Genomic DNA, 19792 nt, shown 5'->3' with positions numbered 1-19792 from the left:
AAGGCGCGACTGGGCTGCGCTCTCGCCGTACATGTGGGCGACCGAGAAGTTGTGGACCGCGCCGTTCAGTTCGATCTCGGCTTCCTCGGTGCTGTTCGTCGGAACGCCGTTTTCGAACTGCAGGCCGGTGATCTTCAAGAGCGTGTTGCCGCCGGTGAAGTAGCCGTTGCTGTCATAACTGCCCGAGCCGCGCGTGCCGTACTCGATCGTGCCGATCTCGCCGGCGACCGTGTGGGTGCCGAAGTTGTAGGAGATGTCGCCGTGGGCCAGCACGTATTTAGAGGTGCTGTCGCTGCCGTAGCCGATGAGCATCTCTTCGCCTGCGAACGCCGATCCGTTGTCGAAGACCGGGAAGCCGCCGCCGTCCCCCGTGCCCTCGAGGAACCCGCCGCGCAGGAAGGCCTCGAGGTCGATCCCGTTGGAGCCGGAGGCATCGACGGTGATCGTGCCCTTCGGCTGCTCCGGCTGCAGTTCCGTCGTCTGGTCGGCGAACTGGAGCTTCTCGACGTTCTTGACGGTGTCCGTCCCGTCGGCCGAGCCGTTGCGGTTGTCGGTGATGGTCCAGGTTCCGTTGGCGTTCTGGACGATCGAGTAGTTCGACTTGTTGCCGCTGAAGACGGCGGTATCGACGCCCGCCCCCCCGTCGATCGTGTCGTTGCCGCCGCTGCCGGCAAGCTTGTCGGCGCCGTCGCCGCCACCGATCGTGTCGCCATAGGCCGACCCGGTGAAGGTGTCGTCGCCGGCCGACCCGATGAACTTCTGCGCATAATTGGACAATGCACTGTAGATGTTCGCCGCGTTTCCGGTCTGCACCGCATTGTAGAGCGCGTAGATCATATTCAGCTGAGTCACGTGCCCCGTACCGACAGCAACGTCCAGGTCGAAGCCGGAGATCTTCAACTGCTCGGCAAGGCCGGTGAGAAGGCCTGCATCACCGGTTCCGGCAGTGCCGCTCGTGACACCGTTCACCCACTGACCGAAGGTCAGGCTGTCGAGCGAACCGGAAATGCCGTGACCGTAGGCCGAGCCGGAATGGAAGGAGTCATAGGCAAGATCGGTGCCCTCAAGAACGACACGGTCCGACGTGGCGGTTGTGCCTTCCTTGTAGTTGAAGGCGATCTGCTCGCCGCTGACGTTCTGCGGGCCGTAGGGCGTGCTGTCTGGAGATCCGCCGTAGAAGGTGAACGCACCGCCGGAAAGACCGGCGAAATAGTCCGCGATGAAGGTGGCGAAGTCGATACCACCCGTCGAACCGGAAGCGTCGATCGTCAGCGTGCCTTCAGGTGCATCGTAGACGTCGGCGTGGCGGATCGTGAACGTGCGGCTGGTAACGTTTCCGGCCTGGTCGGTTACGTCAACCGTGACCTCGTAGCTCTTTTGGGCCGCCGTCTCGTAGTCGCCAAGCTTCGTGGCCAGCTTCAATTGCGTGCCGTCGAGGACGAACAGGCCGTCGGCGTCGTCGGAGAGCGAGTAGGTCAGAGTGCCGCCTTCCGGATCGGTGGCGGCGAGGTTGCCGACGACCGTGCCGGCGGCGGCGTTCTCCGCAACCGCGATACTGGCAAGCGAGGGGTTGAAAGGCGAAGTCATCGCCAGCCCGGTCGGCGCGCCGTTGACGGGCGCGTCGACCGTCCCGTCGGAGAACTGCAGCTTCTCGATGCTCTTCAGCGTGTCGACGCCGTCGGTTATCTCGCCGGTGCGGTTGTCGGTGATCTTGAACGTGCCGTCGGCATTCTTCACGATCGTGTAGTCGGACTGCAGGCCGGTGTAGATCGCCGTGTCGGTGCCGCCACCGCCGTCGATCGTGTCGTTGCCGGCGCCGCCCGCCAGCGTATCGTCGCCGGCGTTGCCGCTGATCGTGTCGCCGAAGATCGTGCCGGCATAGCTGTCGGCGCCGGACGAACCGATGAAGTTCTGCGCATAGGCCGAAAGGATGGCCTTGAGATGCTCGATCTCGGCGGGGGTGCTGGAGTTCGGGCCGTGCATGAATGTCGCGGCGACAACGTTGGTCTCGCCGTACAGCCGGTTCATCAGGCCAGAGTCGTTGTAGAGATCGAGGCCGGTGATCGAGACCTCGGTACCGGTTCCGTTGCCAAAGGCAAGCCCTTGGACAGTGCCGCCCACGACATGGACGTCCTCGCCGGTATTCGCCGCCGAGTTCGTATCTGCCCACCAGTAGGCAAGGTTGCTGCCCGTGAGCCAGATCTTGCTGCCGTTAGAGAGTGTGTAGGTATATTGCGATGCCGTGGTCGGGCCGAACGTAACCCCTTCCGGCAGGCTGTCGGTCACGTTGGAATAGATGTAGTCGAGATAGGTATTCCAGTTGAACCCACCGTTCGCACCCGCAAGGGCGGTGTTCGCGTCGATGGTGATCGTGCCGCGTGCCGTGTCGCCAATCTCCGCGGCGTCCACCACATGCACCTCGAAGGTCTTCTCATGCACGACGCCATTGGCGTCCGTCGCCTCGATCGTCACGGAATGGAGGTTGTCAGCCTCATAGTCCAGTTCGCCGTTGACCGTCAGGTAGTAGCGGGTTGTGCCGTCGACCACACGGGTGGTTAGCGAGAACAGTCCTCCGGCATCGTCCGTCAGCACCGCACTCGTCGGAACGAAGCTCAGGTCGTTCAGGAGTTCCTTTACATAGCCGATCTCGGTTCCGGCCTCGACGTTCTCGACCACGCTCATATAGGTCTTGCCGGTCGGCGCCGCGCTCACCGTGAAGGGATCGTCGGTCGACTGGATGGTGATCGTCTGGCGGGTGGTGTTGGTGCCGTCGCTGACGTCGACGACGAGGTCGTAGGCGCCGTTCACCGCGCTCGCACCTTCGTAGTCGAGTGGCGAGCGCAGGATCACGCTGATCGAGCCGTCGGTGTTGGTCTTCAGCATGAACATGCCGTTGTCGCCCTCGCCCGAGGCGAGCGTGTAGGTCAGTGCCTGGCCTTCCGGGTCGGTGGCCGAGAGCGTGCCGACGGTCGAGCCGGTGCGGGCAGATTCCGAAACGGTCGTGTTGGAGAGCGTGACGTCTGCCGGGGCTTCGTTCACGTCGTTGACGTTCACGGTGAAGACGTGGGCATCGGTATTCGATTCGGCATCCCTCACGCGGATCTCGATATCGAAGGAGCCGCCCAGCGCCTCGAAGTCGATCGGCCCGTTGACGATGAGGTTCCCGGTTGCCGCCTCATACTTCAGGAATGAGGCGCTCCCGAGTCTCACTGCCAAGTTGATGTTGGAATTCAGCCCGTCAGGGTCGCTGGCGGCCACCGTCCCCACCACGGTGCCGATCGGCGTGTTCTCGTCCAGGACGAGCGGCCATGGAGTGATTACGACATTTGAGTTTCCAGCGGGCATCGCAGCATTTCCCTCTATCTTCGAGGCGCCGCTGACGACGCCCCCTAGGTTTGGTCGGTGCCGGTGCACCGGCGTTAGAAGTACCGGCGCCGCGATCCCGAAGGCCCCGCGGCGCCGATGACAGGTCGATCAGGCTAGATCAGGTCGGAGGCCGTCACAGTGCTGGCGACTTCGATGAGGAAATCGCTGCCGCCGGCGTCATGCCCGTAGAGAAACCCGTCCGCCCAGAACACCTCGCCGGCCTCATCGGCGGCGCCGGTCGTATCCCACGTGAACGCCCAGGCGAGGTCGATCTTGTCGGTGCCGGAGACGAAGTCGGTGATCGTGTCGCCGTCGCCCTGCACGCCGGAACCGAACACGAAGGTGTCCGCGTCGGCGCCGCCCGTCAGCGTGTCCGCGCCCGCGCCGCCGTTGATCGTGTCGGCACCTGCGCCGCCGTTCAGCGTGTCGGCCCCGCCGTTGCCGTTGAGCGTATCGGCGCTGATGCTGGCGGTGATCGTGTCCGCGCCGGCGCCGCCGTTGAAGGTGATGCTGTTGGCGGCGTTGTTGAACAGATAGTTCTCGAACGCCGTCTCGTTGCCCTGCAGCAGGCCGAAGAAGGTGCTGTTCAGCGCATTGCCGGCCCCCGAGCCGGAAAGGGCAAGGCCGGTGATGCTCAGGGCCGAGGAGGCAAGGCTGAGGTCGGTGCCGGAGAAGGAGGCCGACGGCGAGGCGACCGAGGTGCCGCCGTTCAAAAGGTCGGTGCCGATGCTCAGGCTGTCCAGCGTGCCGCTGAGGGTGCCGGTCGAGTAGACGAAGTCGCCCTGGGCCACCAGCGCGTTGTTGGAACCGCTGCCGGACGGCGGCTGGATGCCGTATTCGATGTAGTTGTTGGTCGGGGTCGTCGTCGCCGTATTGGGGACGAACACGCCGGCATTGCCGGTCCCGGTGACCGGGTTGGGGCTAAACCCCCCGTTGAAATTGTCGACAAGAGAATTGACGTCGACGCCGCTCGCAGAGTCCACGGTAATCGCAATAGTAGCCATGTCGATAATCCCTTTCAGGGGACGCGCAGAGGGCACGCCCCGTCGTTGAAGGAGTTAGCTTGATGACCAGTCATTATGTGACTGTTGCCGATGGCGCCCTGCCAGAGGGACAACCGGACGACAGAAGGCGAAAGACCGCAGGTATCTGATTTTACGCAACAATTTACGCCCCATTTGCGCGACGGCAAAGCTCCGCCGCCCGACCCGCCAAGGCGCGTCGGTCAGTTGTCCAGCGATGAAAATGTACCGATTGCCGGCCCGCCCCTTCGGCGTTCCCGCATCCATGCTCTAAGGCGTACCGCAAAGGGCGGTCCGCGCCCGACGACCCACAGGGTTGCAATCTTTCGATCGGCAACCGAGCGAGCCGAGGCAACCATTAGTTATCATGATTTTTAGAGTCAAGTATCAAATTGGAGCTATGTCTGAATTTTTGGTGACGGCTCCATTGCCAGGTCCGGGGGGATCTCCGCCACCACCGTCAAGGCCCGGGCGGCCGTCATGCCATCGCGCCATCGAGGGCGCACGCGGCCATGACCGCTTTTTGCAATCTTAAGACTGTTGGAAATTGTCGCTCGTCGCAACTGGTGATACGTGTTAACAACCCGTAAAAGCAGAATCGTGGCGACGGCACTACCCTGCGCTGCCCTTCGATACCATCCGGAGAATACAGTTGTCCAAGCTGAGCATAGTTGCCGTCGGTTCGATCGCAGCGGTCCTGTTTGATGCGCCCGCCCCGTTGGCCGCCGATGTCGCGCCGCCGCCGGCCGCCGGGTCCTGGTCGGGCTGCTATGTCGGCGCGAATGCCGGCTTCACCCGGGCCGACGTCGATGCGACCGACGCACCGTTCCGTGACGGCCCCTTCGGCGGCAGCGGCATTTCCTGGAACACCGCCGGCGCGCCCTACGAGACGATCGGCACCGACGATGCCGGCATATCCGGCGGTCTCGAAGCGGGCTGCGACTACCAGGTCGACCTCGGCGGCACCGCCTTCGTGCTCGGCGGCGTCGCCGATTTCTCGCTGATGAACCTCGGTGCCACCGGCACCTCGGCGATCAGCGCCGACACCCATACGAGCTTCGAGGTCGACTGGGCCGCGAGCGCGCGCCTGCGCGCCGGCATCGCCGCCTCCGACGCGCTCTTCTACGTCACCGGCGGCTATGCCCTGGCCGACATCGACGTCAGCGCCTACGACCGTACCGGCCCGACGCTGATGGATGTGAAGGGCGGCGGCACCGAGGGCGGCTGGGTCGCCGGCGGCGGCGTCGAATGGCGCTTCCGGCCGGAATGGTCGGTCGGCCTCGAATACCTGCACTACGACTTCGGGACCGTGACGGCGACGGGGGCGGCGACCTTCCCGTCCGAAGCCTATCCGCGCTTCGACAACGACGTCACCTTCGACACGATCCGCATCGGGCTGAAGTGGCGAATGTGACCTGACAAATGGGGACCGGCACGGCCGTCCGCCGCAACGGAGCGGGATGGGCGACTGCCGGATGGGGATAAATCCATGGCTTTGAACAACTACCAGGAATCGCTTGTACTCACCCAGGCCATCTCGCTCACCGGCATGTTTCCGCAGCGACCGGACGACTTCAGCACCGGTGGCGATGCCGGCATCATGGCCGAGATCCGCACGTTCGCGTTTCATCTCAACGAGGATTATAGGAGCCCATCGGCCGAGGGCCAGGTTCTCGCCATTCATAGCAACACCGCGCTGTTCTCCCTGATCGGGACCCAGTACGGCGGCGATGGCAGAACCACTTTCCACCTGCCGGATCTTGCCGGTCGGGTCGTCGTCGGGACCGATTTGGACTATCCCGGCATGGTCAGCGGGTCCGGCGCCAGCACCCTGAACGGCAGCCAGCTTCCGGCCACGCTCGGCGGATCCAGCGCGGCAATCGACAACGTTCAGCCATCGCTGACCATCACGATGGCCATCCGCGCCACCGACCCCGGCTACAATGCCTCGGCGGACGTCATCGGCGGCATCCTGCAGTTTGCCGGCAGTTTCGCGCCGGCAGGCTATATCCCTGCCGATGGCCGGACGGTGTCCAGGCTGGACTATCCCGACCTGTTCGATGCGATCGGCTACACCTATGGCGGATCGGGAGACTTCTTCAACGTCCCCGACCTCACCGGCAAGACGATCATCGGCGCATCGACGGAAACGCCGCTGGGTACGACGGTGGGCCAGTCGACGGTCTCGCTCGCCCCCGGCGAAATGCCCGCGCAGGCCGGCGGAACGGGGCAGACCTACGACAACCGTCAGCCGTCCGTGGCGATGCACTACATCATCAGCCTCGAAGGGATCTATCCCTACGAAGGCTACAACGAGCAGGGCACCGTGCTCGGCGAGGTCGTGGCCTTCGCCGGCGACGTCAGCCAAATACCGGACGGATGGATGCTTGCGGACGGCCGCACGCTGCCGATCAACATGAACCAGGCCCTGTTCAGCCTGCTCGGCACCCAGTTCGGCGGCGACGGGCAGACCTCGTTTGCCCTGCCCGATCTGCGCGATCGCGCCGTCATCGGTTCCGGCGAAGACAACGGCCAGACCTTCACCGTCGGCCAGACGCTCGGCACCAATGACGGCACCGTCCAGATGTCCGACATTCCCGCGGTTCACATCGAGGGCACGAGCGGCGCCGATCACTACTACGGCAGCGACCAGGCCGATACGATCAACGGCCATGACGGCGGCGACACGTTGGCCGGAAACGGCGGCAACGACGTACTGACGGGCGGCGCGGGCGACGACAGCATCGATGCCGGCGCCGGCGACGACAGCATCGACGGCGGCGCGGGAAATAACACCCTCAAGGGCGGCAGCGGCGCGGATATCTTCACCGTCGGGGCGGGCACCGACGTCATCGTCGACTTCAACCTCGCCGAGGACCGGCTGGACGGCGCCTTCGCCGCCACGATCCGGAGCCTTGCGGACCTGCAGGCACTCGTGGTCGATCCGGCGAACACCACCGATGCGATCCTGGATCTCGGCAACGGCGCGACCGTCACCCTGCAAGGCGTCGATTGGCGCTCGTTGACGCTCGACAACCTCGTCGGCGTCAACGACGATGCGCCGATTGTGACGAGCGTGAGCGTTCCGGCCAACGGCATTTACAAGGCCGGCCAGAACCTCGACTTCACGGTCAATCTCTCCGAAGCCGTCCTCGTCGACACCTCAGGCGGGACGCCGGGGTTTACCGTGACGGTGGGCACGGATACGGTCTATGCCACCTATGTGTCCGGCAGCGGCACCTCCGCGCTCTTGTTCCGGGTGACGCTCGTCGACGGCCTCCAGGATGCAGACGGCATCTCCGTTTCCGGCGCGATCGACCTGAACGGCGCGACGTTGCAGGACGCCGCCGGCAACGAAATCGTGCCAACGTTGAATTCCGTCGGCCCTACCACCGGCGTTCTCGTCGACAGTGTGCGTCCCACGGCCACCATTGCCGTCGCTGACACGGTGCTGGCGCCGCTCGAGACCACCACCGTCACGATTACCTTCAGCGAGGCCGTCACCGGTTTGACGACCGGCGATTTCGCGGTCGCCAACGGTATGCTGTCCGGGCTCGCCTCCGCCGATGGCGGCGTCACCTGGACGGCCACGCTCACGGTCGATCTCGTCACCGACCCCACGAACATCATTATCCTCGACACGGCCGGCGTCACCGATCTCGCCGGCAACGCCGGCTCCGGCCTGACGGTCTCGGTCAACTACGCCATTGAAGGCGGCGCGCCTGCGAACGTCCCGCCGACGCTCACCGGCGACCTGAAGGCGACGGTGAAGGAAGGCGGCAGCTACGAGATCACCACCGCCGACCTGAACTTCGCCGACGCCGACGACAGCGCCGCCGGCGTCCGCTTCACCGTCTCCGCCCTCTCGAACGGCAAGGTCTATGTCGACGGCAAGGTGGCGACGAGCTTCACCGGTGCCGAGCTCGCCGCCGGCAAGGTCAGCTTCGTCCACTCGGGCGCCGAATCGACCAAGGCCTCCTTCAAGGTTTCCGTCGAGGACGGCGACGAGGACGGCTCGACCCCGGCAACCTCGACGTTTGACCTGACGGTCAGCCCGGTCAACGACGCGCCGAAGCTCACCGGCGACCTGAAGGCGACGGTGAAGGAAGGCGGCAGCTACAAGCTGACCACCGCCGACCTGAACGTCTCCGACGCCGACGACGGCGCCGCAAACGTCCGCTTCACCGTCTCTGCCCTGTCGAACGGCAAGGTCTATGTCGACGGCAAGGTGGCGACGAGCTTCACCGGCACCGAGCTCGCTACGGGCAAGGTCAGCTTCGTCCACGCCGGTTCGGAGACGACCAAGGCCTCCTTCAGGGTTTCCGTCGAGGACGGCAACGAGGACGGCTCGACCCCGGCAAGCTCGACGTTTGACCTGACGGTCAGCCCGGTCAACGACGCGCCGCAGCTCACCGGCGACCTGAAGGCGACGGTGAAGGAGGGCGGCAGCTACAAGCTGACCACCGCCGACCTGAACGTCTCCGACGCCGACGATAGCGCCGCAAACGTCCGCTTCACCGTCTCTGCCCTGTCGAACGGCAAGGTGTACGTCAACGGCAAGGTGGCTTCGAGCTTCACCGGCACCGAGCTCGCCGGCGGCAAGGTCAGCTTCCACCACACCGGCTCGGAGACGACGAAGGCCTCCTTCAAGGTTTCCGTCGAGGACGGCAACGAGGACGGCTCGGCGCCGGTCGCCAAGAGCTTCAACCTCACCGTCACCCCGGTCAACGATGCACCGGTACTCGTCGCCAGCCAGATCCTGTCGCAGATCGCCGAGGACGCCTCGACCGGCGCGGCGCGCAAGGTGGCGACGCTTTCGGTCTCCGACCCGGACGGCGGCAGCAACGCCTTCTCCCTCGCCGGCAGCGATGCGGACCTGTTCGAGATCAGGAGCGGCGCGCTCTGGCTGAAGAAGGGCGCCAAGCTCGACTACGAGACCGACCGTTCGCTGGACGTCACCGTGCGCCTCGACGACCCCTCGATCGGCACCAGGCACGAGGACTGGAAGAGCTTCAAGGTCGCCGTGAAGGACGTCGACGACGTGAAGAACGGCTCGACGGGCGGCGACACCATCAAGGGCACCTCCGGCAGCGACATCCTCGACGGCAAGGGCGGCAACGACGTCATCTCGGGCGGCGCCGGCAACGACCGGCTGATCGGCGGCAGCGGCGTCGATACGTTGACCGGCGGTTCCGGCCGCGACACCTTCGTCTTCGCCTCGGTGAAGGATTCCGCCCCGGGCCAGTCCGGCCTCATCAACAACGGCGGTTACAACCCGCTTTCGGGCAACGACAAGCGCGACGTCATCGCCGACTTCGTCCACGCGCAGGACAAGCTGGACCTGTCCGCGATCGATGCCGACAGCGGGCGATCCGGCAACCAGGACTTCGTCTGGCGCGGCCGGAACGACTTCACCGGCAAGGCCGGCGAACTGATCTTCCGCACCTTCGACGAAAAGGGCACGGCCAACGACCGCACCATCGTCTATGCCGATACCGACCGTGACCACCGCGCCGACTTCCAGATCGAGCTTGCGGGCGTCATCGGCCTGACCAAGGGGGATTTCATCCTCTGAGGCGGGCCGCACCACCGACGGCGGCGACGACGGGAAGGCCCGGCCGAAAATGGCGGGCGGGCCTTGTGCGGCCGGACTTGGAAACCCATCCCCGCCCCACCGGCAGCACCGCTGCGCTTGCCGGTCAATGCATTGCAAATGCACGTCCTTTCCGACGCCTGCCGCCCAGGTCGAACGCGTTCGGACCGATGCGCGCGAACGCCATGGCCTCGCGAAAGTTCGCCGGAAAGGCCGCACCGGTATTGACGATCCGCAACATTCGCCCCTACCTGTAGGGCAGCCACCATGCAAAGCCGGCGGCTCGAGGTCTGCATGCCTTCCCGTGCGGATGGCATGGGACTATGAGGCGGACCTCCGGACGCCAGCCGATGACGTCAAGGCCTTTTCTGCCTGCCGGGTGCGGCAGGACGACTGCTAAAATACGCCTGCGAATTTCTGAGACAGTTGTTTTCTGAATGACGAATGTGCCTGCCGCCGCGTAGCCGCGGACCGGTTCAGTTTCGATCGAATGCCCGCATTTGAAGCCGAGGCCAAGCTCATGATCAAGATCCTCCCGCCTGCCAGTCTCTTCGCCGCAGTCTCGACCCTTCTTGCCCTCGCCGCGCTGCCTCCCGCGGCAGCGCTGGCCCAGAACGCCCCGCCGAGCGTCACCGTCGCCAAGCCGATCGTCCGCGAGGTCATCGACAACGACGAGTTCATCGGCCGCTTCCAGGCGGTCGACGAGGTGGCCGTGCGCTCCCGCGTCGGCGGCTATCTTCAGGAGATCCATTTCAAGGATGGCTCCATCGTCAAGGCCGGCGACCTCCTGTTCGTGATCGACCAACGGCCATTCCGCACCGCGCTCAACGAGGCCGAGGCGACGCTCGAGGTGGCGCGCTCGACGCTCACCTTCGCCGATGCCCAGTTCAAGCGCGCCGACGCGCTGGTCAAGAGCGGCAGCCAGGCGATCCAGACGCTGGACGACCGCCGCCGCGAACTCGCCTCCGCGCAGGCCAACGTGCGCGGCGCCGAGGCGGCCGTCGAGCGCGCGAAGCTCGACCTGGAATATACCAGCATCACCGCGCCGATCTCCGGCCGCGTCGATCGGCGGCTCTTTTCGACCGGCAGCCTCGTGCAGGCCGACCAGACGGTGCTGACGACGATCGTCAGCCTGGATCCGATCGACTTCTATTTCGACGTCGACGAGCGGCGGCTGCTCTCCTATGCCGACACCGCGCGCGCCAGCGGCACGCAACTGCAGGAAGGCGGCAGCGGCCTGCCGGTGAAGGTCACGATCGGCGACTTCCAGCACTCGACCTTCGACGGAACCCTGAACTTCGCCGAGAACCGGGTCGACAACCAGACCGGCACCATGCGCATCCGCGCCCGCCTGCCCAATCCCGACTACGTGCTGCAGCCCGGCCTGTTCGGCCGCATCCAGATCGGCGGCTCCCTGCCCTACCGGGCGATCCTCGTCCCCGACGAGGCGATCGGCTCCGACCAGAACGAGCGCGTCGTCTACGTGCTCGCCGAGGACGGCTCCGTCAGCACCAAGCCGGTGCGGACCGGCCCGCGCATCTACGGCTACCGGGTGATCCGCGACGGCATGGACGGCAACGAGACGATCGTCGTCAACGGCCTGATGCGCATCCGCCCCGGCGTCAAGGTGGCGGCCGAGACGGTGCAACTGCCGCCCGAGCGTGCCGACACCGTTCCCGAAACGATCAGCGCGGAGCAGATGCAGTGAGGTTCGCCCATTTCTTCGTCGACCGGCCGATCTTCGCCTCGGTCCTGTCCATCATCCTGCTGATCGTCGGCAGCATCGCCTATTTCCAGCTGCCGGTGGCGCAGTATCCCGAGATCGCGCCGCCGACCATCGTCGTGCGCACGAGCTATCCCGGCGCCGACGCCCAGACGGTCGCCGACACGGTGGCGACGCCGATCGAGCAGGAGATCAACGGCGTCGAGAACATGCTCTACATGTCCTCCTATTCCACCGCCGACGGCTCCATGGCGCTGACCATCACCTTCAAGCTCGGCACCAATCTCGACCAGGCGCAGGTGCTCGTCCAGAACCGCGTCGCGATTGCCGAACCGCGGCTGCCCGAGGAGGTCCGCCGCATCGGCATCACTACGGTCAAGAGCTCGCCGGACCTGATGATGGTCGTGCACCTCCTGTCGCCGAACGATCGCTACGACCAGCTCTACATCTCCAACTTCGCCAAGACCCGCATCCGCGACCGGCTGGTGCGGCTGGACGGCGTCGGCGACGTCACCCTGTTTGGCGAGCGCGAATATGCCCTGCGCATCTGGCTCGATCCCGACAAGCTCGGCGCCTACGGCATGACGGCGAGCGATGTCGTCCAGGCGCTCCGCGACCAGAACGTGCAGGTGTCCGGCGGCTCCATCGGCGGACCGCCGACCTCCGGCGACAACGCCTTCCAGTACACGGTGACGACGGAGGGCCGGTTCTCCGATCCCCGCCAGTTCCGCTACGTCATCGTCAAGTCGACCGAGGCGGGCCGCCTCGTGCAACTCCAGGACGTCGCCCGGATCGAGCTCGGCGCCCGGGACTACGTCTCCAACAGCTACCTCGACGGCAAGCCGGCAGTGGCGATCGGCATCTTCTCCCGCCCCGGCACCAATGCGCTCGAGGCCGCCGCCGACATCCAGCGCGTGATGGACGATGTCTCGCCGCTGCTGCCGCCGGGCCTCGAATATCGCATCGTCTACAATCCGACCGAGTTCATCTCCGAATCCATCAACGAGGTCTACAAGACCATCATCGAGGCGGCCGTGCTGGTCGCGATCGTCGTCCTGGTGTTCCTCCAGTCCTGGCGCACCGCGCTGATCCCGATCATCGCCATCCCCGTCTCCCTGATCGGCACCTTCGCCTTCCTGCTGGCCTTCGGCTTCTCGCTGAACATGCTGACCCTGTTCGGCCTCGTGCTGGCGATCGGCATCGTCGTGGACGATGCCATCGTGGTGGTGGAGAACGTCGAACGAAACCTGGCGCTCGGCATGACGCCGAAGGAGGCCGCGCATGTGACGATGGACGAGGTCGGCGCGGCCGTCATCGCGATCTCGCTCGTGCTGATCGCCGTCTTCGTGCCGACCGCCTTCATTCCGGGGATCTCCGGCCAGTTCTACCAGCAGTTCGCCGTCACCATCGCGGTCGCGACGGCGATCTCGGCATTGAATTCGCTCACCCTCTCGCCGGCGCTGGCCGGCATCCTGCTGCGCCCCCATTCCCAGGAAAAGCACAGCAGCAATCCCCTCACCCGCGCCGTCCGCAAGCTCTCGGACGGCTTCAACTACGGCTTCGACCGGCTGAGCGAGGGCTATTCCTGGCTCGTGCGCCATCTCGTCTCGACGTGGACGGCGATCGCCGCCAGCCTGCTGGTCTTCGCCGGCCTGCTCTATGCCACCTGGCACATGGGCGGGGTCGTGCCGCGCGGCTTCATCCCGACCATGGACCAGGGCTATGCGATCGTCGTCGTGCAGCTGCCCGACGGCGCCTCACTCGCCCGCACCGACGAGGTGGTGCTGCGCGCCTCCGAGATCATCCGCAACACCCCCGGCGTGAAGAACGCGGTTGCCTTCTCCGGCTTTTCCGGCGCCACCTTCACCAACGCCTCCAATGCGGGCGTGATCTTTGCGAGCTTCGCAAGCTTCGAGGAACGCCTGGAGCACGGGCAGAACGCCACCCAGATCATCGGCCAGCTGTTCGGCAGCCTGCAGAGCATCCAGGAGGCCTTCATCATCGCCGTGCCGCCGCCCTCGATCCGCGGCGTCGGCAATTCCGGCGGCTTCAAGATGCAGCTCGTCGACCTCGAAAGCGCCGACATGCGCCGCGTGCTCGGGCTCGCCTACCAGATGATGGGAGCGGCCAACCAGACCGAGGGTCTGACCGGCGTCTTCACCACCTTCTCCGCCTCCAGCCCGCAATTCTACCTGGAGATCGACCGCGACAAGGCGCGCGCCCTGAACGTGCCGATCCCCAATATCTTCGAGACGCTGTCGATCAACCTCGGCACCTCCTACGTCAACGACTTCAACGCCTTCGGCCGCGTCTACCAGGTGCGCGCCCAGGCCGACCAGCAGTACCGCCTCGACCAGGCCGACATCCTGGCGCTGAAGGTGCGGTCCGCCACCGGCGCGCTGGTGCCGCTCGGCACCCTGGTCGAAATCCGCGACACCAGCGGCCCGACGCTGGTGCAGCGCTACAACATGTTTGTCTCGGTGCCGCTGCAGGGCAATCCGGCGCCGGGCGTCTCGACCGGCACCGCCCTCGACAAGATGGAGGCGCTGGCCCACGAGATGCTGCCGGCCGGCACCTCCTTCGAATGGACGGAACTCGCCTTCCAGGAACGGGCGACCGGCAACACGGCGTTGTACATCTTCGCCCTGTCGGTGGTCTTCGTCTTCCTGGCGCTCGCCGCCCAGTACGAAAGCTGGGTGCTGCCGCTGGCGATCATCCTGATCGTGCCGCTCGCCGTGCTCGCCGCCCTGATCGGCGTCCATCTGCGCGGGATGGACAACAACATCCTCACCCAGATCGGCCTGATCGTGCTGATCGGCCTGGCGGCCAAGAACGCGATCCTGATCGTCGAGTTCGCGCGCCAGGCCCAGCGCGAGGGCAAGACGTCAGTCGAGGCCGCCGTCGAGGCGACCCGCCTGCGCCTGCGGCCGATCCTGATGACGGCCTTCGCCTTCATCTTCGGCGTGGTGCCGCTGATGATCGCGACCGGCCCCGGCGCCGAAATGCGCCAGTCGCTCGGCACCGCCGTCTTCTCGGGCATGCTGGGCGTGACCTTCTTCGGCCTGTTCCTGACGCCGGTCTTCTTCGTGGCGCTCCGCTCCGCCGGCCGGCACCGCCCGGAACGGGTCAGCGAGCGCCGCAAGGATGCGGCCCTGGAGGCAGCCGATCTCTGACCGGCGGCATCCCTGCCGCCGCTTCACATAGCACTGCGGCGGCAGAAATCGTCTGCCGCCGCAGGCGTTGCAGTGCCCGTGACCGCAGGCCGTCCCGTTCCTTTCTGCCGAAGCGCGTCAACGCTAGATCATGATTTAAAAACAGCAAGTTAGAGCATCAGGCAAAGAATTTACCGTAACGACTTCAAGCCGGCGGCATTGCCTCCAGCAGCTTGTCGAGCGTGATCGGATATTCGCGGACGCGCACGCCGGTGGCGTTGTAGATCGCGTTTGCGACCGCCGCCCCCACGCCGCACAGGCCCAGCTCGCCCACCCCCTTGGCCTTCATCGGCGAGGACAGCGGATCGGTCTCCTCAAGGAAGATCACCTCCTGTTCCGGAATGTCGGCATGCACGGGCACCTCGTAGCCGGCGAGGTCGTGGTTGACGAAGAAGCCGCGCTTGCGGTCCACTGCAAGCTCCTCCATCAGCGCCGCGCCCACGCCCATCGTCATGGCGCCGATCACCTGGCTGCGCGCGGTCTTGGGGTTGAGGATGCGCCCGGCCGCGCAGACGGCCAGCATGCGCCGGATCCGCACCTCCGCCGTCAGCGCATCGACGCCCACCTCGACGAAATGCCCGACGAAGGTCCCCTGCACCGTAGCCTCGTTGAACTCGCCGAACTCCATCGTGTCCTCGGCGACGATCCCCTCGCCGCCGGCGACCGAGGCGAGTGGCACGGTGCGGTCGCCCGTCGCGATCTTGCCGTCGGCAAAGACCACCGCGTCGGAATTCAGCCCCATCTTCCGGGCGATCGCCGCGCGCAGCTTCACGCAGGCCGCATAGACGCCGGCCGTCGCGCTGTTGGCGCCGAATTGGCCGCCCGAGCCGGCAGACACCGGAAAGTGCGAATCGCCGAGCCGGACGGCCACCTTTTCGAGCGGCACGCCCATCATCTCCGCCGCCGTCTGGGCGATGATCGTGTAGCTGCCGGTGCCGATATCGGTCATGTCGGTCTCGACCGTCACCATGCCGTCGCTGTCGAGCCGAACCCGCGCGCCCGACGTCATCACCAGCGCGCCGCGATAGCCGGCGGCCATGCCGATGCCGACCAGCCAGCGCCCGTCGCGCACCCGGCCGGGGATGGCGTTGCGCCCGCTCCAGCCGAAGCGCTCGGCCCCCATCCGCATGCACTCGACGAGCTGCCGCTTGGAGAACGGACGGTCCGGATCTTCCGGGTCGACCTGGGTGTCGTTCAGCGCGCGGAACTCGATCGGATCCATGCCGAGCTTTTCCGCCATCTCGTCGATCGCGATTTCCAGCGCCATCAGGCCGGGCGCCTCGCCGGGCGCCCGCATCGCATTGCCCTCGGGCAGGTCGAGCCGGGCAAGCCGGCTCGCCATCATCCGGTTGGCGCCGGCATAGAGCAGCCGCGTCTGATCGCTGGCATTCTCCGCATCGCCCCCCTCGAGATTGCCCGACCAGGTTTCATGGCCGATCGCGGTGATCCGGCCGTCGGCATCCGCGCCGATGCGGATGCGCTGGATCGTCGCCGGGCGGTGCGTGGCGTTGTTGATCATCATCGGCCGCGGCAGCGCCATCTTCACCGGCCGCCGCGCCGCCCGGGCGCCGAGTGCGGCCAGCAGCGCGTCGGCACGCAGGAACAGCTTGCCGCCGAAGCCGCCGCCGATATAGGGCGAGACGACATGCACCTTGTCCTTCGGCAGGCCGAGCGTCATCGCAAGATCGCTCCGCGTCCAGTCGATCATCTGGTTGGAGGTCCAGATGGTCACCTCGTCGCCCTGCCATGCCGCGAGCGTCGCGTGCGGCTCCATCATCGCATGCGAATGGTCGGGCGTGGTGTAGGTCTCGTCGAGCCGGACGGCCGCTGCGGGAAAGGCGCCTTCGAAATCGCCGACCTCCTGGTCGGGACTACCGTGCAGCCCGTCCTTCATGGCGGCAAGGTCGAAGCGTCCCTCGGTCGCCTCGTAGTCCACCCTGATCAGCGCCGCGGCCGCGCGAGCCTGCTCGAACGTCTCCGCCACCACCACCGCGATCGCCTGGTGATAGTGTTCGATCTCGGGCCCGGCGAGCAGCCTGGCGACGTTCTTGTCGCCCTTGCCGAGCTTCCCGGCATTCTCGGCGGTGACGATGGCCAGGACGCCGGGCGCGGCCCTGGCCTCGCTCAGTTCCATGGCCCGGATTCGCCCCCTGGCGATGCCTGCGACCACCGGGTAGCCATAGGCCGGCGCCGCCGTCGCATCGTGCCATTCATAGGCGTAGGTGGCCGTGCCCGTCACCTTGTAGCGGCCGTCGATGCGGTCCACGGGTTTTCCGACGACCTTCATCTGGTCGATCGGATTGGTCGTCGCGGGACTATCGAATTTCATCGCTCAGCTCCTTGCCTCTTCCAGCACGGCGGCGAGCGTCCGCTCCACCAGCGTCAGCTTGAAGGCGTTGTGTTCGGTGGACCTGGCGCCGGCCAGCAGCCCCGCGCTAACGGACTTCGCGCCGCGCGGCAGTTCCCTCTCGGCCGCCTCGACGCGCCAGGGCTTCGGCGCGATACCGCCGACGGCGACCCGGCCGGTGCCGTCCGGATGGACCACCGCCGCGACCGAGACCAGCGCGAAGGCGTAGGATGCGCGGTCGCGAACCTTACGGTAGATGTGGCGGCCGCCGACCGGCGCCGGCAGCCGGACCGCCGTGATCAGCTCGCCCGCCTCCAGCGCCGTCTCGACATGCGGCGTCTCGCCCGGCAACCGGTGGAAATCGGCGATCGGGATCGCCCGGCTCGTGCCGTCCGGCTTCACCGTCTCCACTTCCGCATCCAGCGCCCGCATCGCGACCGCCATGTCGCTCGGATGGGTGGCGATGCAGGCGTCGCTGACGCCGACCACCCCGAGCTGCCGGCTGAAGCCGTCGAGCGCCGGACAGCCGCTGCCGGGCTTGCGTTTGTTGCAGGGCTGGCTGGTATCGTAGAAATAGGGACAGCGGGTGCGCTGCATCAGGTTGCCGGCCGTCGTCGCCTTGTTGCGGAGCTGTCCGGAGGCGCCCGCCATCAGCGCGCGCGACAGGAGGCCGTAGTCGCGTCTCACCCGCTCGTCGGCGGCGAGATCGGTGTTGCGCACCAGCGCGCCGATACGAAGGCCGCCGTCGTCGGTGGCCTCGATCCGGTCCAGGCCCAGCCGGTTGACGTCGATCAGGTGGCCCGGCGTCTCGATCTCGAGCTTCATCAGGTCCAGGAGGTTCGTGCCGCCGGCGATGAAGCGGGCGCCCGGCGTGCCGGCTGCCCTGGCGGCGGCGTCGGCCGCGGAGGTGGCGCGCTCGTAGGTGAAGGATCTCATGCCGGCCTCCCTGCGACGTCCATGACGGCATCGACGATGTTGGAATAGGCGCCGCATCGACAGATGTTGCCGCTCATGCGTTCGCGCAGCTCGGCTCTCGTCAGCTGCGGCCGCTCGTCGAGCGTCGCGCTCACATGGCTCGGAATGCCGGCCCTGATCTCGTCGAGGACGGCGATGGCGGAACAGATCTGTCCCGGCGTGCAGTAGCCGCACTGGAAGCCGTCGTGCCGGACGAAGGCCTCCTGCATCGGATGCAGATCGGTCGGCGTGCCGAGGCCCTCGATGGTGGTGATGCTGTCGCCCTCGTGCATGACGGCGAGCGTCAGACAGGCATTGATCCGCCGGCCGTCCACGAGAACCGTGCAGGCGCCGCACTGGCCGTGATCGCAGCCCTTCTTGGTGCCGGTCAGCTGCAGGTGCTCGCGCAATGCGTCCAGCAGCGACGTGCGGTTGTCCAGTTCCAGCTCCCGGCGCTTGCCATTGACCGTGAAGGAAACCGGCGTCTTCAGGGCGGCATCAGCCGGACCGGCCGCCTGCTGCGCGCCGCCGGCGGAAGCCGATGCCGTGACGGCAACCGAAGCGGCGGTACCGGCTAGCAATCCACGTCTCGTCATTTCCAGTTCTCTCCTGCGGTTCATGGCGCGATTCCGTCCCTTGATAAGCTGTCGCCGTGAAATCTGATAGATGGGCGAACGAACGGCACCCGACGGCCTAACGACCGTCGCGGCGATATGGTTCATTCGCTCGATCGGGAGATCGTCGTGGCCGTCGCCGCTGCTCCAAAGCGCGAGCCCTGTGCCAGCGCGGCAACGGGACGGCCGCGCGATCACGATTTTATGAACGTCAATCCCGGATTCCGTTCGGCCGGCGGCGTCCGGCGGACTGGACTTCCGGTAATTTAGCCACCATCACTTTTTAAGGAGGGGATGAACCGCGCGGCCTGCCGCGCAGGGGCCAGTGCGAACCGAAGAAAGGGATCGACATGAAACTGCTGTTTGCGACAGGCATCTCGCTTCTTCTTTTGACTTCGGTCGGCGCCGCGCAGGAGGCCATGGTCAGGATCACCCGCAGCGGCAGCCAGCCGCCGGCGATCGGCATCCCCGACTATTACACGGGCATCGTCCGCAAGGAGGCGCTCTTCGACGCCGAGGCACCCGCGCGCGTCGTCGGCGGCGTCGTGACCTACGAGCCCGGCGCGCGCACGGCATGGCACAGCCATCCGCTCGGCCAGGTCCTGATCATTTCCGCAGGCGTCGGCCTCGTGCAGCAATGGGGGCAGCCGGTCCAGGAAGTCCGGGAAGGCGACATCATCTGGATTCCCGCCGGCGTGAAGCACTGGCATGGCGCCACGGAGACCTCCCGCATGCGCCACGTCGCCGTCACCGAGGCGCTCGATGGCAAATCGGTGGACTGGATGGAGAAGGTCGACACCATCCACCACGACGGCTGACCGCTCCGGGCCGCAGCATCGACGACCGGCCGGACGGCGCGAGGGTCCCCCGGCACCGCCGGACGGTTGCTTCGCCCTTGGCGTTGCGCTACCCGACACTGTAGGAATTCTGGTTGGCTGAGGGGTTCGGTCGACGAAGCGGG

General features: G+C 66.2%; 11 protein-coding genes. 5 read left to right on the top strand and 6 right to left on the bottom strand.

Going from position 1 to position 19792, the window contains the following annotated elements; genetic code table 11:
• Both P0086_RS24120 and P0086_RS24115 read right to left on the bottom strand, forming a co-directional pair.
• On the bottom strand, nt 1–3345 hold a 3345-nt coding region (locus P0086_RS24120; protein WP_275790635.1), incomplete at its 3' end, for a cadherin domain-containing protein.
• A 134-nt stretch (nt 3346–3479) separates the two neighbouring features.
• Nucleotides 3480–4370 (bottom strand): hypothetical protein, encoded by an 891-nt coding sequence (locus P0086_RS24115; protein WP_275790633.1) that lies wholly within the window; start codon nt 4368–4370, stop codon nt 3480–3482.
• Between the two features lie 670 nt (nt 4371–5040).
• On the opposite strand from P0086_RS24115, the gene P0086_RS24110 reads away from it, so the two are divergent.
• On the top strand, nt 5041–5802 hold the full coding sequence (locus P0086_RS24110; RefSeq protein ID WP_275790632.1) for an outer membrane beta-barrel protein: 762 nt from the start codon (nt 5041–5043) through the stop codon (nt 5800–5802).
• Nucleotides 5803–5877: 75 nt separating this feature from the next.
• On the top strand, nt 5878–9963 hold the full coding sequence (locus tag P0086_RS24105; protein WP_275790630.1) for a cadherin-like domain-containing protein: 4086 nt from the start codon (nt 5878–5880) through the stop codon (nt 9961–9963).
• A 124-nt stretch (nt 9964–10087) separates the two neighbouring features.
• On the opposite strand, the gene P0086_RS24100 is transcribed toward P0086_RS24105, so the two are convergent.
• Nucleotides 10088–10222 carry a hypothetical protein gene (locus P0086_RS24100; RefSeq protein ID WP_275790628.1) on the bottom strand — a complete coding sequence of 45 codons (135 nt, stop codon included), beginning with the start codon at nt 10220–10222 and terminating at the stop codon, nt 10088–10090.
• 279 nt (nt 10223–10501) lie between these two features.
• Here P0086_RS24100 and P0086_RS24095 point away from each other — a divergent pair, with 279 nt between their 5' ends.
• Together P0086_RS24095 and P0086_RS24090 are read left to right on the top strand one after the other, a co-directional pair.
• The gene (locus P0086_RS24095; protein ID WP_112600456.1) at nt 10502–11689 is read left to right on the top strand and encodes an efflux RND transporter periplasmic adaptor subunit; all 1188 of its coding nucleotides are present in this window, start codon (nt 10502–10504) and stop codon (nt 11687–11689) included.
• Nucleotides 11686–14877, top strand: a complete 3192-nt coding sequence (locus P0086_RS24090; protein ID WP_275790625.1) for a multidrug efflux RND transporter permease subunit — start codon at nt 11686–11688, stop codon at nt 14875–14877. Before P0086_RS24095 ends, P0086_RS24090 begins: the two co-directional genes overlap by 4 nt.
• Nucleotides 14878–15061: 184 nt before the next feature.
• On the opposite strand, the gene paoC is transcribed toward P0086_RS24090, so the two are convergent.
• Genes paoC through paoA form a run of 3 tightly spaced genes read right to left on the bottom strand, consistent with a single transcriptional unit; the run spans nt 15062 to nt 18837 of the window.
• A complete protein-coding gene (paoC, locus tag P0086_RS24085; protein WP_275790623.1) occupies nt 15062–17245 on the bottom strand; it encodes an aldehyde oxidoreductase molybdenum-binding subunit PaoC in 2184 nt (727 codons plus the stop codon).
• Nucleotides 17246–17248: 3 nt separating this feature from the next.
• Nucleotides 17249–18199 carry a xanthine dehydrogenase family protein subunit M gene (locus P0086_RS24080; RefSeq protein ID WP_275790621.1) on the bottom strand — a complete coding sequence of 317 codons (951 nt, stop codon included), beginning with the start codon at nt 18197–18199 and terminating at the stop codon, nt 17249–17251.
• Nucleotides 18196–18837, bottom strand: a complete 642-nt coding sequence (gene paoA, locus P0086_RS24075) for an aldehyde dehydrogenase iron-sulfur subunit PaoA (protein ID WP_112609670.1) — start codon at nt 18835–18837, stop codon at nt 18196–18198. Before paoA ends, P0086_RS24080 begins: the two co-directional genes overlap by 4 nt.
• 344 nt (nt 18838–19181) lie before the next feature.
• Between paoA and P0086_RS24070 the strand changes: the two genes are divergently transcribed.
• On the top strand, nt 19182–19649 hold the full coding sequence (locus P0086_RS24070) for a cupin domain-containing protein (protein ID WP_112596992.1): 468 nt from the start codon (nt 19182–19184) through the stop codon (nt 19647–19649).
• Nucleotides 19650–19792: the final 143 nt, after the last annotated feature.

Source organism: Mycoplana sp. MJR14 (assembly GCF_029210525.1).
Classification (GTDB): domain Bacteria; phylum Pseudomonadota; class Alphaproteobacteria; order Rhizobiales; family Rhizobiaceae; genus Mycoplana.
The sequence above is the reverse complement of the archived record's forward strand: the minus strand, read 5'-3'. Positions and strand labels throughout refer to the sequence as shown.